The sequence below is a fragment of the Paraburkholderia sp. 40 genome (assembly GCF_050434105.1).
Classification (GTDB): Bacteria; Pseudomonadota; Gammaproteobacteria; order Burkholderiales; family Burkholderiaceae; genus Paraburkholderia; species Paraburkholderia tuberum.
Map to the genome: position 1 here is coordinate 2153231 of NZ_JBNPVY010000004.1, position 14490 is coordinate 2167720.

Annotated in this window: 13 protein-coding genes; 10 read left to right on the plus strand and 3 right to left on the minus strand. The window is 62.7% G+C overall.

Features of this window, described 5'->3' with window-relative positions:
- The first annotated feature begins 117 nt into the window (after positions 1-117).
- The 3 genes from coaBC (at position 118) to dut (ending at position 2946) form a co-directional block, all read left to right on the plus strand.
- On the plus strand, positions 118-1335 hold the full coding sequence (gene coaBC / locus OKW28_RS31710; RefSeq protein ID WP_429451403.1) for a bifunctional phosphopantothenoylcysteine decarboxylase/phosphopantothenate--cysteine ligase CoaBC: 1218 nt from the start codon (positions 118-120) through the stop codon (positions 1333-1335).
- Between the two features lie 81 nt (positions 1336-1416).
- Positions 1417-2433, plus strand: a complete 1017-nt coding sequence (locus OKW28_RS31715) for an LLM class flavin-dependent oxidoreductase (RefSeq protein ID WP_429451405.1) — start codon at positions 1417-1419, stop codon at positions 2431-2433.
- A gap of 66 nt (positions 2434-2499) precedes the next feature.
- Positions 2500-2946 (plus strand): dUTP diphosphatase, encoded by a 447-nt coding sequence (gene dut / locus OKW28_RS31720; protein WP_018421593.1) that lies wholly within the window; start codon positions 2500-2502, stop codon positions 2944-2946.
- A 143-nt stretch (positions 2947-3089) separates the two neighbouring features.
- On the opposite strand, the gene clpA is transcribed toward dut, so the two are convergent.
- Together clpA and clpS are read right to left on the minus strand one after the other, a co-directional pair.
- Positions 3090-5387 (minus strand): ATP-dependent Clp protease ATP-binding subunit ClpA, encoded by a 2298-nt coding sequence (clpA, locus tag OKW28_RS31725; RefSeq protein ID WP_429451407.1) that lies wholly within the window; start codon positions 5385-5387, stop codon positions 3090-3092.
- Complete coding sequence (gene clpS, locus OKW28_RS31730; protein WP_008919570.1) at positions 5384-5698, minus strand: ATP-dependent Clp protease adapter ClpS; 315 nt, start codon at positions 5696-5698, stop codon at positions 5384-5386. The genes clpA and clpS overlap by 4 nt, the downstream gene beginning before the upstream one ends.
- A gap of 555 nt (positions 5699-6253) precedes the next feature.
- Here clpS and OKW28_RS31735 point away from each other — a divergent pair.
- Positions 6254-6460 carry a cold-shock protein gene (locus OKW28_RS31735; protein ID WP_007180614.1) on the plus strand — a complete coding sequence of 69 codons (207 nt, stop codon included), beginning with the start codon at positions 6254-6256 and terminating at the stop codon, positions 6458-6460.
- Between the two features lie 180 nt (positions 6461-6640).
- Here the strand turns inward: OKW28_RS31735 and icd are convergent, their stop codons facing one another.
- Positions 6641-7897: an NADP-dependent isocitrate dehydrogenase gene (icd, locus tag OKW28_RS31740; protein WP_429451409.1), complete on the minus strand. Its 1257-nt coding sequence runs from the start codon at positions 7895-7897 to the stop codon at positions 6641-6643.
- 261 nt (positions 7898-8158) lie between these two features.
- On the opposite strand from icd, the gene OKW28_RS31745 reads away from it, so the two are divergent.
- The 6 genes from OKW28_RS31745 to OKW28_RS31770 all read left to right on the plus strand — a co-directional run bounded on the left by OKW28_RS31745 (position 8159) and on the right by OKW28_RS31770 (position 14285).
- Positions 8159-8728 carry a pseudouridine synthase gene (locus OKW28_RS31745; protein WP_429363122.1) on the plus strand — a complete coding sequence of 190 codons (570 nt, stop codon included), beginning with the start codon at positions 8159-8161 and terminating at the stop codon, positions 8726-8728.
- 497 nt (positions 8729-9225) lie between these two features.
- Complete coding sequence (locus tag OKW28_RS31750; RefSeq protein ID WP_018421598.1) at positions 9226-9414, plus strand: hypothetical protein; 189 nt, start codon at positions 9226-9228, stop codon at positions 9412-9414.
- Positions 9415-9558: 144 nt separating this feature from the next.
- The gene (locus tag OKW28_RS31755) at positions 9559-10074 is read left to right on the plus strand and encodes a DUF192 domain-containing protein (protein WP_184006379.1); all 516 of its coding nucleotides are present in this window, start codon (positions 9559-9561) and stop codon (positions 10072-10074) included.
- Between the two features lie 317 nt (positions 10075-10391).
- Positions 10392-12497 (plus strand): elongation factor G, encoded by a 2106-nt coding sequence (gene fusA, locus OKW28_RS31760; RefSeq protein WP_429451411.1) that lies wholly within the window; start codon positions 10392-10394, stop codon positions 12495-12497.
- 202 nt (positions 12498-12699) lie between these two features.
- Positions 12700-13227: a cupin domain-containing protein gene (locus OKW28_RS31765; RefSeq protein WP_429451413.1), complete on the plus strand. Its 528-nt coding sequence runs from the start codon at positions 12700-12702 to the stop codon at positions 13225-13227.
- Between the two features lie 38 nt (positions 13228-13265).
- Positions 13266-14285: a HoxN/HupN/NixA family nickel/cobalt transporter gene (locus OKW28_RS31770; RefSeq protein ID WP_429451414.1), complete on the plus strand. Its 1020-nt coding sequence runs from the start codon at positions 13266-13268 to the stop codon at positions 14283-14285.
- Positions 14286-14490 lie beyond the last annotated feature (205 nt).

Sequence of the window (14490 nt, forward strand, 5' to 3'; positions counted from 1 at the left end):
GACGTGATGCACGGTCGCGGCTGCGCGAGCCGTGCCTCAGGTCCGGTTTGAAGCGCGCGGCGACGACGGGCAACGCCCTCGCGCCGCCGCGCGATCACGCTTTGTCGGAGGCTTTCGTTGGCAACCGCAGAACTCGCAGGCAAACACCTCGTCCTCGGCATGACGGGCGGCATCGCCTGCTACAAGATCGCCGAACTCACGCGTCTGCTGACCAAGGCAGGTGCGACCGTGCAGGTCGTCATGACCGAAGCGGCCACCCAGTTCATCACCCCCGTCACGATGCAGGCGCTGTCGGGCCGGCCGGTCTTCACGAGCCAGTGGGACGGTCGCGTGCCGAACAACATGGCGCACATCGATCTATCGCGCGAAGCCGATGCGATCGTGATCGCGCCGGCGTCGACCGACTTCCTCGCCAAGCTCGCGCACGGCATGGCCGACGATCTGCTGTCGACGCTGTGCATCGCACGCGACTGCCCGCTGCTCGTCGTGCCGGCGATGAACCGGCAGATGTGGCAGAACCCGGCCACGCAACGCAACGTCGCGCAACTGCGCGCGGACGGCGTCGAGGTGCTCGGCCCCGATTCGGGCCCGCAGGCCTGCGGCGAAATCGGCGATGGGCGCATGCTCGAAGCGGCCGCGACCTACGAGGCGGTCGCGTCGTTCTTCGCGCCGAAAATCCTGTCCGGCCGGCGCGTGCTGCTGACCGCCGGGCCGACCTTCGAACCGCTCGACCCGGTGCGCGGCATCACCAATCGTTCGAGCGGCAAGATGGGCTTCGCGCTCGCGCGCGCCGCGCAGCAGGCCGGCGCCGACGTGCATCTGGTGGCCGGTCCGGTCGCGCTGGAAACGCCGTGGGGCGTCTTGCGCGAGGACGTGCAGACCGCGCAGCAGATGCACGACGCGGTGATGCGCGCGGTCGCGGCGGCGGACATTTTCATCGGCGTCGCGGCGGTGGCCGACTGGCGCGTCGACCACGTCAGCGGTCAGAAGATCAAGAAGACCGCCGAGCACGCGCTGCCGAGCTTTTCATTCGTCGAGAATCCAGACATCCTCGCCGCGGTCGCCGGGCTGCCGAAGCCGCCGTTCGCGGTCGGCTTCGCCGCCGAAAGCGACAACCTCGAAGTCCACGGCGAGGAAAAGCGCGCCCGCAAGAACGTGCCGCTGCTGATCGGCAATCTGGGGCCGCAAACGTTCGGGCTCGACGACAACGAAGTGATTCTGTTCGAAGCAGGCCGCGCGACGAAGCTGCCACGCGCCGACAAGCAGACGCTGGCGCGCGCGCTGATCACGGAAATCGCAAAGCGTCTGCCGCCCGGCATCAGTCCGGTTGGCTGAACGAGCGAGCGGCAGTGGACCCGTGTGGCCCTGCCATCTTTGCCCGGTTAGCCGACCGGAATCACCTGGAGCACTACTGCCATGACGCCACTCTCCGTGCTCGATCAAACACCGGTGATCGCCGGCCATTCGGTGGCGGATGCGATCGCCGCGACCGTCGAACTCGCGCAACTCGCCGACGACCTCGGCTACACGCGCTACTGGTGCGCCGAGCACCACGGCCTGCGCGGCGTGTCGAATCCCTGCCCTGAAGTGATGCTGGCGCGCCTCGGCAGCGTGACCAAACGCATTCGCATCGGCTCGGGCGGCATCATGCTGCCGTACTACAGCCCGTTCAAGGTCGCCGAGCAGTTCATGATGCTCGAGGCGCTGTTTCCGAATCGCGTCGATCTCGGCGTCGGACGCGCGCCGGGCGGCGACATGCGCACCGCGCAGGCGGTCGCCGCCGGCGCTTACAATCGCGGCGAGCTTTTTCCGCAGCAGGTCGCCGAGTTGCTCGGCCTCATGCACGGCGCGCTGCCCGACGACCATCTCGCGCAGGGCGTGCTGCTGCAGCCGCAGATCGATACGCGCCCGCAGCTGTGGATGCTCGGCTCGAGCGACTTCGGCGGTTTGCTCGCGGCGCAGCTCGGCATCCGCTTTTCGTTCGCGCATTTCATCAACGCGCATTTCGGCAAACAGGTCGCGCTGGCGTATCGCGAGCGCTTCCAGCATGGCAACGACGCGTCGCGGCCGTATCTGGCGGCCGCGGTCTTCGTGATCTGCGCGGATACCGAGCAGGAAGCCGCGGACCTCGAAAAAGCCGTCGATCTGCGTCGCGTGCAGATGGCGTATGGTCTGAACGAACCGATACCCTCGATCGAACAAGGCATCGCGCAGGAATATGGCGAGCGCGAGCAACTCGTGATCGACCGAGAAAAGCCGCGCAGCATCATCGGCACGCCTGAGCGCGTGACCGAACGGCTCACGGATTTACAGCAGCAGTTCCAGGCCGACGAGCTGATGGTGCTGACCGTCGCCGGCAGCTATCGTGCGCGCTTGCGCTCCTACGAACTGCTCGCCGACGCGTTTCAGCTCGGCTCGAACCAGGCGGCTTGATCGCAAAGGCGTTGCCAGTCAGCCGCGTGCCCCTTCACCAATCTCACCCCCAACTATCGAACCTGAATGAAACTCGACCTGAAGATTCTCGATCAGCGCATGCGCGAACAGCTCCCCGCTTACGCGACGACCGGTAGCGCCGGCCTCGATCTGCGCGCCTGCCTCGACGAACCGCTGACGCTGAAACCCGGCGAAACCGCGCTGGTGCCAACCGGACTCGCGATCCACGTCGGCGACCCCGGTTATGCGGCGTTGATTCTGCCGCGCTCGGGTCTCGGCCATAAGCATGGGATCGTGCTCGGCAATCTGGTCGGCCTGATCGATTCCGATTACCAGGGCCAACTGATGATCTCGACGTGGAATCGCGGCGAGACGACATTCGTGCTGAATCCGATGGAACGCCTCGCGCAACTGGTGATCGTGCCCGTCGTGCAGGCCGGGTTCAATATCGTCGATGACTTCGAGGAAAGCGTGCGCGGCGCGGGCGGGTTTGGTAGCACCGGCAAGCATTGATCGATTGCTGCGACGCGGCGGCTGGCGCCTTCAGCGCACGCCGTGAGAAAAAACCAGAGCATAAAAAAACGGCGCGGGATAAAACCCGCGCCGTTCTGCCTTTGGTGTCCGGCCAGCTCAACGCAACGTCGGCCTGACTGACATCACTCGACTTCCACCGCCTCCGGATTCGGATTGCGTGGCGCCGGATGCTCGTCGAAGGTCAACTGCACCTTGTCGTCGGCATCGACGTCGACCGTCACGCGGCCGCCGTTCATCAGCTTGCCGAACAGCAGCTCGTCGGCGAGCGCGCGACGGATCGTGTCCTGGATCAGGCGCTGCATTGGCCGCGCGCCCATCAGCGGATCGAAACCGTGCTTCGCCAGATGCTTGCGCAGCGCATCGGTGAACAGCGCATCGACCTTCTTCTCGTGCAGCTGATCTTCCAGCTGCATCAGGAATTTGTCGACCACGCGCATGATGATTTCCTCATCGAGCGACCGGAAGCTGATCGTCGCGTCCAGACGGTTGCGGAACTCCGGCGTGAACATGCGCTTGATGTCGACCATCTCGTCGCCCGCCTCGCGGCGGTTCGTGAAGCCGATCACCGACTTGCCCATCGCCTCGGCGCCCGCGTTCGTCGTCATGATGATGATGACGTTACGGAAGTCCGCCTTACGCCCGTTGTTGTCCGTCAGCGTGCCGTGGTCCATCACCTGCAGCAGCACGTTGAAGATGTCCGGATGCGCCTTTTCGATTTCGTCGAGCAGCAGCACGCAGTGCGGCTTCTTCGTGATCGCCTCGGTCAGCAGGCCACCCTGGTCGAAACCGACGTAGCCCGGCGGCGCGCCAATCAGCCGGCTCACCGCGTGACGCTCCATGTACTCCGACATGTCGAAGCGGATCAGCTCGATGCCGAGCGTGAACGCGAGCTGCTTCGCGACCTCGGTCTTGCCGACGCCGGTCGGACCCGAGAACAGGAATGCGCCGATCGGCTTGTCGAGCTTGCCGAGGCCCGCGCGCGCCATCTTGATCGCGGCCGACAGCGCGTCGATAGCCGGATCTTGACCAAACACGACGCTCTTCAGATCGCGGTCGAGCGTTTGCAGCTTGCTGCGATCGTCCTGCGACACGCTTTGCGCCGGCACGCGCGCGATCTTCGAGATGATTTCCTCGATCTCGTTCTTGCCGATCGTCTTCTTCTGCTTCGACTTCGGCAGAATGCGCTGCGCCGCGCCCGCTTCGTCGATCACGTCGATCGCCTTGTCCGGCAAATGACGATCGGTGATGAAGCGCGCCGACAGCTCAGCCGCCGCCGACAGCGCACCCGACGAATACTTGACGCCGTGGTGCTCTTCGAAGCGCGACTTCAGCCCGCGCAGGATCGCGACCGTCTGCTCGACGGTCGGCTCGGTCACGTCGATCTTCTGGAAACGACGCGACAGCGCCGCGTCCTTTTCGAAGATGCCGCGATATTCGGTGAAGGTGGTTGCGCCGATGCACTTCAGCGTGCCCGACGAAAGCGCCGGCTTCAGCAGGTTCGACGCGTCCAGCGTGCCGCCCGATGCGGCGCCCGCGCCGATCAGCGTATGGATTTCGTCGATGAAAAGAATGGCGTGCGGACGCTCCTTCAGTTCCTTCAGCACCGTCTTCAGACGCTGCTCGAAGTCGCCGCGATACTTGGTGCCCGCGAGCAGCGCGCCCATGTCGAGCGAATACACCTGGGCATCGGCCAGGATGTCCGGCACTTCGCCGCGCGTGATGCGCCATGCGAGCCCTTCGGCGATCGCGGTCTTGCCGACACCGGCCTCGCCGACCAGCAGCGGATTGTTCTTGCGGCGGCGGCACAGCACCTGCACCACACGCTCGACTTCCGACTCACGTCCGATCAGTGGATCGATGCGGCCGTCCTTCGCCATCTGGTTCAGGTTCTGCGTGAACTGGGCGAGCGGCGTTTCCTTCTGCGCGGCGGCTTCGTCGGACTCGGCATTCGCGTCGCTCGCCTTCGCGGCGTCCGAACTGCCCGTCTTGGCGATGCCGTGCGAGATGAAATTGACTACGTCCAGACGCGTGACGCCCTGCTGCTGCAGGTAGTACACCGCATGCGAGTCCTTCTCGCCGAAGATCGCGACCAGCACGTTCGCGCCGGTCACTTCCTTCTTGCCGTTCGAGGTGGACTGCACATGCATGATCGCGCGCTGGATCACACGCTGGAAACCGAGCGTGGGCTGCGTGTCGACGTCGTCCGTGCCCGGCACGGTCGGCGTGTTGTCATGAATGAAGTTGCGCAGGTTCTGGCGCAGATCCTCGATATTGGCCGCGCATGCGCGCAGTACCTCTGCCGCCGTCGGGTTATCCAACAGCGCGAGCAAAAGATGTTCGACCGTTATGAACTCGTGCCTTGCCTGGCGCGCTTCCATGAACGCCATATGCAGGCTGACTTCCAGTTCCTGGGCAATCATGCTTCCTCCATCACACACTGCAGCGGATGCCCGGCCTGCCGTGCGTGGGTAACGACTTGCTCGACTTTGGTCGACGCGATGTCCCGCGTATAGACCCCACAAACTCCCCTGCCCTCGCGATGCACCTTCAACATGACCTGCGTTGCGGTTTCACGATCCTTATTGAAATATTCCTGCACGATCATCACGACAAATTCCATCGGCGTGAAGTCGTCATTCAGCAGCACCACCTTGTACATGGACGGCGGCTTGAGTTTCTGCTCCTGCCGCTCCAGTACGGTGCCGTCCTGCTTGTCCGGGATAATCGCCATACACCCATTCTAAACAACTAGGACAGGCCCGCAATCCTGTCAGAACCCGGCCGCCCGGCCGATGAGCCCGTTCGCTGCCACCCGGCGGTCACGACGCTGTCATGTTCGGCCTGGCCTGCGCGTTTTCGACGGGCCGATTGCGGTGCCGGCCCCGATCCTGTCATGCGCGGTGCGTGCTGCACCGCGGTCGGATCGAGTATCGCACAACCTGCCGGTACTGGCTGCGAGCGCTCGCCGCGCTGGGCGTCAGCGCCGCGGGCACAGTCAGCATGTGAGTGGATTATGCGACTTTTCAAGCCACGCCGCTTGCGCCACCGCACATACGGAAGCGGTAAAAACCCTGGAAAGCGGCCTGTTTGCAACGCGACAACGACGTCTCAAAATTTTCTTGACACTCGAATAAAGAGCCCCAACAATCAAGCTGGCACTTTTTTCACCAAGCCATAATTTCGAAAAAATGCCGATGGTGAGCTTGTGAGGAGGGAACGACTGCCTCGCGTGGTCGTGGCTTTTCGAGGGCTCGTGGTAGTGACATGAGTTACAGGGGAAGTTGGAATGGCAACTGGTACGGTCAAATGGTTTAACGACGCAAAGGGTTTCGGATTCATCACGCCTGACGAGGGCGGCGAGGATCTGTTTGCACACTTCTCGGCCATCCAGATGAATGGCTTCAAGACGCTGAAGGAAGGCCAGAAGGTCACCTTCGAAGTCGTGCAAGGCCCGAAAGGCAAACAGGCATCGAACATTCAGGCGCCAGCCTGAAACGTTTCGATACCGGCCTTTTTGAAACCCGGCTCCGCGCCGGGTTTCTTTTTTGCGGCGGCTTTCTATTGCAACGGATTTTCCGGCGGAAAGCCGCGCGAAAATTCCGGGTAATAAAATACCCCGGCCGTTTGCTGGCGCCGGGGTTTTTATGCGAATCGCATAATCCCGGCGCGTTAATTACATATTTTCGATCATCACTTGCCCAAATGCCGAGCACGACACCTGGGTCGCGCCTTCCATCAGGCGGGCAAAATCGTAAGTAACGCGCTTTTGCAGGATCGATTTTTCCATCGAGCTGATTATCAGATCCGCCGCCTCGAACCAGCCCAGGTGGCGCAGCATCATTTCCGCTGACAGGATTTCCGAGCCGGGATTCACGTAATCCTTGCCCGCGTATTTCGGCGCCGTGCCGTGCGTCGCTTCGAACATCGCAACCGAATCCGACAGGTTCGCGCCAGGCGCGATTCCGATTCCGCCGACCTGCGCGGCGAGCGCGTCCGAGATGTAGTCGCCGTTCAGGTTCAGCGTGGCGATCACGTCGTATTCGGCCGGGCGCAGCAGGATCTGCTGCAGGAACGCGTCGGCAATCACGTCCTTCACGACGACATCGCCGCCGGTCTTCGGATTCCTGACTTTCATCCAGGGACCGCCGTCGATCAGCTCCGCGTTGAACTCCTTCTGCGCGAGCGCGTAGCCGTAGTCGCGAAACGCGCCTTCGGTGTACTTCATGATGTTGCCCTTGTGCACCAGCGTGACCGAGCGGCGTTCATTGTCGATCGCGTACTGGATCGCCTTGCGCACCAGACGCTCGGTACCTTCGCGCGACACCGGCTTGATGCCGATACCCGACGAATCCGGAAAGCGGATCTTCTTCACGCCCATTTCTTCGCGCAAGAACTTGATGATCTTCTTCGCCTGTTCGGATTCAGCTGGCCATTCGATGCCCGCGTAGATGTCTTCCGAGTTCTCGCGGAAGATCACCATGTTGGTCTTCTCGGGCTCGCGCACCGGCGACGGCACCCCCTTCAAATATCGCACCGGGCGCAGGCACACATAGAGGTCCAGTTCCTGGCGCAACGCGACGTTCAGCGAGCGGATGCCGCCCCCGACTGGCGTGGTGAGCGGCCCCTTGATCGACACGATGTATTCCTTGACCGCCTGCAGCGTTTCGTCCGGCAGCCATACGTCCGGGCCGTACACCCGGGTCGCCTTCTCGCCCGCGTAGATTTCCATCCAGTGGATTTTCTTCTTGCCGCCGTACGCCTTTTCGACCGCCGCATCCACGACCTTGAGCATGACCGGCGTGATGTCCAGACCAGTGCCGTCGCCTTCGATGTACGGGATGATCGGCTCGTCGGAAACGTTGAGCGAGAAGTCGGCGTTGACGGTGATCTGATCGCCACCTGTCGGAATCTTGATGTGCTGATACGGCATGATCGGACTCCAGTGAAAGCTGTGCAAAAGCTGATGGGAGACTGCGAAAGAGACGCCCTCGCCGCGCAATGCCGAACCGTCGCGAGCGGCCTGGCCGCTATTCTAGCCCACGTCCCACGCGCGACGCGGCCGCCCCTCGCTCCGGGTTTTCCAACATAGACGGCCTCTCGAACGCGCCACGCTCCTCTATAAGATAGAAGAATCTGCGTCCCGGTTTATGCATTATCATCGCGCCGTATCGCTCTGCCGTATCGCTCTCCTATGCGCCTTCTCGCCCTCAACAAGCCGTTCGGCACCATCTGTCAATTTTCGCCACACGAGACGCGGACGTCGCTTGCCGACTGGGTCAGGCTACCCGGCGTCTATCCGGCCGGCCGGCTCGACTCCGATAGCGAAGGCCTGCTGCTGCTCACCGACGACGGCGCGCTGCAGGCGCGCATCGCCGAGCCGCGTCACAAGCTCGTCAAACGCTATTGGGCGCAAGTCGAAGGCGCGCTCGACGACGCCGCGTTGAAAAAGCTCGCGCGCGGCGTCGATCTCGGCGACTACGTGACACGCCCATGTCAGGCGACCTATGTTGAGCCGTCCAGCTCGCTGTGGGCGCGCACGCCGCCGATCCGCTATCGCGCCGCGATCCCGACCACATGGATCGAGCTGTCGATCACCGAAGGCAAGAACCGTCAGGTGCGTCGCATGACGGCGGCGGTGGGTTTTCCGACGCTGCGTCTCGTGCGCGTCGGCATCGGTGCGCTTGACATTTTTTCACTCGGACTGCAACCTGGACAAAGCACGGAGTTGCGAGCGAACGCGCCGTGGGATGGCGTCGCCTGAACATGATTTGACGATGGTTCGTTCATCGCCGCAACACCGCGTACCGAACTCACGCACGCGCGAATCAGCCTGCACGTGCTCACTCCAAATCCGTTTCACGGCTGTGACAATCAAGCTAACTCGTTGTAGCAGCACGCAAAATAATGCGTGAAACGCAGGCCCGAAATGCGTGAAACAAGTGGGCTCGCCGCGAGCCTGCGCCACGCGGTTTGATCGCGTGTCATCACGATCAAAATTTCCGCGCGATTCGCGTCAACCGCCGTACAACTCCACGCGTTATCCGACGCAGATGCCGCCGAAGCTATCCGGCATTCAGCCTTAAAGACATTTGCATACGCCGTTTTCGCGCGGCGAGTACGAAAGTCCGAGCGCTAGCAGACGCGTCGAAAAATTTGTTCGATGCGGCTGTCAACCGAAACGTGGATGGCACGTTTACCGACATGACTCTACATATGCCGGGTCATTTGGTTAATTAACTCAAGCTGAGGATTCACAAAATGAACAAACTGATCGCCGCTCTGGTCGCTGGCCTCTTCGCAACGGCAGCATTCGCACAAGCATCGGCACCGGAAGCAGCTTCGGCAGCTCCGGCGGCAGCAGCTTCGTCGGCAAAGAAGACCACCAAGCACGCTCACAAGAAGTCGCACAAGAAGGCAGCAGCTGCAGCTTCGGCAGCTTCGGAGTAAGTTGCTTGTAAAAACGCAGTAAAGAACCAGCTTCATTGCCGTTCTTACGGCGTTGTAAGGCAGATCACCGCAAGGCGATCTGCCTTTTTGTTTTTGACGCGCTCGCGTAACATGCGCGAGTCAATTTCAGCAAGGAGTCTTGCCGTGCGATTTTCCATGCGCTCGTCGATGGCGCGTTTCGCCATTGCCGTAGCACTGCCGCTCGCGGCGCTGTCGTTCGTCGTCACCACGGCTCCCGCCCAGGCGCAGCAGATGCCGCCGGGCGCCAAGCAGCCGAGCGAGTTTCCGCGCGTCAAGCTGACCGCTGGCATGTTCGTGATCGACGCGGCCGTCGCCGCCAACGACGCGGACCGCGAACAGGGCTTGATGTATCGCACGAAGCTGGCGCCGAACGAAGGGATGCTGTTCGTGTTCAACGAGAACGCGGGCCACTGCTTCTGGATGAAGAACACGCTGATCCCGCTGTCGATCGCATTCATGCGCGCCGACGGCACGATCACCGACATCGACGAGATGCAGGCCGAGACCACCAACAACCACTGCCCGACGCACAACGGCGTGTTCGCGCTGGAAATGCCCAAGGGCTGGTTCTCGGCGAAGGGCATCAAGCCGGGCATGCAGATCCAGGGCTTACCGCCGGTGCCGGGTATCACGCAGTAAGACCCTCACCGCCGGGCCGCGTGTCCGTGCAGCCCCGTAAATGGCCCCGGAGCGGCCTCTGAGCGGGGGCACCGTCCCGCCACGCTGTCCCGCGAAATGCCGGCGTCTCAACCCGAGGCGCCGGCTTTTTTTCGCCCGCTCAGCCCCGCGCCACCAGCCTTCGCGCCGGCTGGCAGGATTCATGCAAAAGACCAATCGACGCGCTATCCTTGTAATCTCGATAAGGTAACGCCAGATAAAGCACCACTCAGACTCCCCGGGCGGCCCACGCGGTCGCCCGGCATGCGTTTCAGGCGCGCCATTACAAGGAGATTCACGTGCCCCGCAAGACTCCCATCGAGCGCTACCGGAATATCGGCATCAGCGCTCACATCGATGCCGGCAAAACCACCACTACCGAACGGATCCTGTTCTACACCGGCGTGACCCACAAGATCGGCGAGGTTCACGACGGTGCGGCGACGATGGACTGGATGGAACAGGAGCAGGAGCGCGGCATCACGATCACGTCGGCGGCCACGACCGCGTTCTGGAAAGGCATGGCCGGCAACTATCCCGAGCATCGGATCAACATCATCGACACCCCCGGGCACGTCGACTTCACGATCGAAGTCGAGCGCTCGATGCGCGTGCTCGACGGCGCCTGCATGGTGTACGACTCGGTCGGCGGCGTGCAGCCGCAATCGGAGACCGTGTGGCGCCAGGCGAACAAGTACAAGGTGCCGCGCATCGCATTCGTCAACAAGATGGACCGCGTCGGCGCGGACTTCTTCCGCGTGCAGCGGCAGATCGGCGATCGTCTGAAGGGGGTCGCCGTGCCGATCCAGATTCCGATCGGCGCGGAAGAGCACTTCCAGGGCGTGGTCGACCTCGTCAAGATGAAGGCGATCTACTGGGACGACGACAGCCAGGGCATCAAGTTCGAGTACCGCGACATCCCGGCTGAACTCGCGGCCACCGCGAAGGAATGGCACGACAAGATGGTCGAGGCCGCGGCCGAGGCGAACGAGGAACTGCTCGAGAAGTACCTCGGCGGCGAACCGCTGAGCGAAGCCGAAATCAAGCACGGCATCCGCGCGCGCACGATCGCCAACGAGATCGTGCCGATGTTGTGCGGCAGCGCGTTCAAGAACAAGGGCGTGCAGGCGATGCTCGACGCGGTGATCGACTATCTGCCGTCGCCGGTCGACGTGCCCGCGATCACCGGTCACGACGAGCACGACAAGGAAATCGAGCGTCATCCCAACGACGACGATCCGTTCTCGGCGCTCGCCTTCAAGATCATGACCGATCCGTTCGTCGGTCAGCTGATCTTCTTCCGCGTGTACTCGGGCGTCGTCAATTCGGGCGACACGGTCTACAACGCGGTCAAGGAAAAGAAGGAACGCCTCGGCCGGATCCTGCAGATGCACGCGAACGAGCGCAAGGAAATCAAGGAGGTCTACGCGGGCGACATCGCCGCGGCCGTCGGCCTGAAGGAAGCGACCACCGGCGACACGCTCTGCGATCCTGATCATGTGATCATCCTTGAAAAGATGATCTTCCCGGACCCGGTGATCTCGCAGGCTGTCGAACCGAAGACCAAGGCCGACCAGGAAAAGATGGGCATCGCGCTGAACCGTCTCGCGCAGGAAGACCCGTCGTTCCGCGTGCAGACCGATGAGGAATCCGGACAGACGATCATCTCCGGCATGGGCGAGCTGCACCTCGAAATTCTGGTCGACCGGATGAAGCGCGAGTTCGGCGTGGAAGCGACCGTCGGCAAGCCGCAGGTCGCGTATCGCGAAACCGTGCGCAACAAGGTCGAGGACGTCGAAGGCAAGTTCGTCAAGCAGTCGGGCGGCCGCGGTCAGTATGGCCACGCGGTGATTACGCTGGAGCCGTCCGAGCAGGGCAAGGGCTACGAATTCGTAGACGCGATCAAGGGCGGCGTGATTCCGCGCGAATTCATCCCCGCGGTCGACAAGGGCATCGTGGAAACGCTGAAAGCCGGCGTGCTCGCGGGCTATCCGGTCGTCGACGTGAAGGTCACGCTGACCTTCGGTTCGTACCACGACGTCGACTCGAACGAAAACGCGTTCCGCATGGCCGGCTCGATAGCGTTCAAGGAAGCGATGCGCAAGGCGAAGCCCATCCTGCTCGAACCGATGATGGCCGTCGAGGTGGAAACGCCCGAGGACTTCATGGGCAACGTGATGGGCGACCTGTCGAGCCGGCGCGGCATGGTGCAGGGCATGGAAGACATCGCGGGCGGCGGCGGCAAGCTGGTGCGCGCGGAGGTGCCGCTCGCCGAGATGTTCGGCTATTCGACGTCGCTGCGCTCGGCCACCCAAGGCCGCGCGACCTACACGATGGAGTTCAAGCATTACGCCGAGACGCCGAGCAATGTCGCCGAGGCCGTGATCAACACGAAGAAGCAATGACGCTGACGCGGCGGCGTTGAGCGCGACAAGCCGAAGCCCGCTCCCTGTGAGCGGGCTTTTTTTATGGCGCCGTTTGCATCGTCGAGCCACGCACCCGTTTTTTGAACGTGCCAGAATGTTGATCAGCCATGCGGCACGCGCCTGAATCGTAAGACCGAAGGGAATGACTCGAACGCGGCACGCCAGCCGAGGAGGAGACACGATGAGCCACGATCATGAACATCCGCATTACCGGGCCGAGCACGAAGCCGCCGAAGCCAGCCAGCAGATCGACTGGCGCGAACACGGCGTGAAGGTTATCCGCGGCGATCAGCTCGACACCAACACCGCGCAAACGCCGGGCATGAACCGCGCGGCCGCGATCAACGCGGCGCGCGTCGGCGCGCAGAAAATCTGGGCCGGCACCGTGACGATCCATCCGAATGCGAAGACCGGCGCGCATCATCATGGCGCGCTCGAAAGCGTGATCTACGTTGTGCGCGGCCAGGCGCGCATGCGCTGGGGCGAGCATCTGGAATTCACCGCCGAGGCCGGTCCCGGCGACTTCATCTTCGTGCCGCCCTATGTGCCGCATCAGGAGATCAACGCGAGCACCGACGAGCCGCTCGAATGCGTGCTCGTGCGCAGCGACAATGAAGCGGTCGTCGTCAATTTGAACATCGACGCGGTGGAGCAGCCGGAAACGGTCTACTGGGTCGATCCGATCCACAAGCATCCGCACGATCACTAAGCCGCTCATCAACCTATCCATTCATCCGCTCGTGTCACATGACGCCTAACGCCTCGCTGCGCCCTCGCCTCGTCGCGCTCTACGCGGTGCTGCTCGCCGCCAACCTCGGCGCATGGCTGTGGGCGCTAATCGCGTTTCGCCACTACCCGCTGCTGCTCGGCACCGCGCTGCTCGCGTATGGCTTCGGTCTGCGTCATGCGGTCGACGCCGACCACATCGCGGCGATCGATGCCGTTACGCGCAAGCTGATGCAAACCGGCATGCGACCGGTCGGGATCGGGCTCGCGTTTTCGCTCGGCCATTCGACGATCGTGATCGCGGCGACGATCGGCATCGCCTGGACCACGCATTCGCTGAATGGGCGCTTCGAAAGCTTCAAGGAAGTTGGTGGCACGCTCGGGACACTGGTTTCCGCGTCGTTCCTGCTGGTGCTCGCGGCGGTCAATCTAGTGGTCCTGCGCGACGTGTGGCGCCGCTACCGGCACACGCAACGTGGCGACGTTGCGACTACAGCGTCAGCCGATGCGCTCGCCCCAGCCGGGCTGCTGTCGCGCGCATTGCGGCCGCTGTTTCGGCTGGTCACGAAAAGCTGGCACATGTATCCGGTCGGCGTGCTGTTCGGTCTCGGCTTCGACACCGCGACCGAGATCGGCCTGCTCGCGATCGCTGCGTCGCAGGCCAGCACTGGCCTGCCGCTCTATTCGATCCTCGTGTTCCCGGCGCTCTTCACGGCCGGCATGACGCTTGTCGATTCGACCGACAACGTGCTGATGGTGCACGCGTACGGCTGGGCGATGGACGACCCGAAGCGCAAGCTTTACTACAACGCGAGCATCACGTTCGTGTCGGCGATGGTCGCGATCGTGATTGGCGGCGCCGAGGCGCTGGGGCTGCTGTCGGATCGCTTCGGCTGGAGCGGCGGGGTGCCGGATGCCATCGTCGGAATCAACGATCATTTCGGCGCGCTCGGCTATGCGATCGTCGCGGCCTTCATGGCGTGCTGGATCGGCTCGGTGCTGTTTCATCGCTGGAGACGGCCGGATACGGCGGCACGATAAGTGGCCACGGGAAAAGCTCATTCGACACAAGCGACGGAATGCATAGGACAATCTCCTCATGAAGACTGTCCATGAGGTCTCCGTAGAAATCTCTGCTCGAACCGTTCGGCTGACGTTTCGTAGCTCAGCGTCTTCCGCGGACCTTCACTGGTCCTGTCGTCGAAGCATGTGAAGCGTCGGTCGTGCTTGCGCATCAGCATCGGTT

Bases quoted from the DNA above. Each gene is read 5' to 3' on its own strand.
- OKW28_RS31715 (WP_429451405.1), top strand. From the start codon at position 1,417: ATGACGCCACTCTCCGTGCTCGATCAAACACCGGTGATCGCCGGCCAT.
- dut (WP_018421593.1), top strand. From the start codon at position 2,500: ATGAAACTCGACCTGAAGATTCTCGATCAGCGCATGCGCGAACAGCTC.
- clpA (WP_429451407.1), bottom strand. From the start codon at position 5,387: ATGATTGCCCAGGAACTGGAAGTCAGCCTGCATATGGCGTTCATGGAA.
- clpS (WP_008919570.1), bottom strand. From the start codon at position 5,698: ATGGCGATTATCCCGGACAAGCAGGACGGCACCGTACTGGAGCGGCAG.
- OKW28_RS31735 (WP_007180614.1), top strand. From the start codon at position 6,254: ATGGCAACTGGTACGGTCAAATGGTTTAACGACGCAAAGGGTTTCGGA.
- icd (WP_429451409.1), bottom strand. From the start codon at position 7,897: ATGCCGTATCAGCACATCAAGATTCCGACAGGTGGCGATCAGATCACC.
- OKW28_RS31745 (WP_429363122.1), top strand. From the start codon at position 8,159: ATGCGCCTTCTCGCCCTCAACAAGCCGTTCGGCACCATCTGTCAATTT.
- OKW28_RS31750 (WP_018421598.1), top strand. From the start codon at position 9,226: ATGAACAAACTGATCGCCGCTCTGGTCGCTGGCCTCTTCGCAACGGCA.
- OKW28_RS31765 (WP_429451413.1), top strand. From the start codon at position 12,700: ATGAGCCACGATCATGAACATCCGCATTACCGGGCCGAGCACGAAGCC.
- OKW28_RS31770 (WP_429451414.1), top strand. From the start codon at position 13,266: ATGACGCCTAACGCCTCGCTGCGCCCTCGCCTCGTCGCGCTCTACGCG.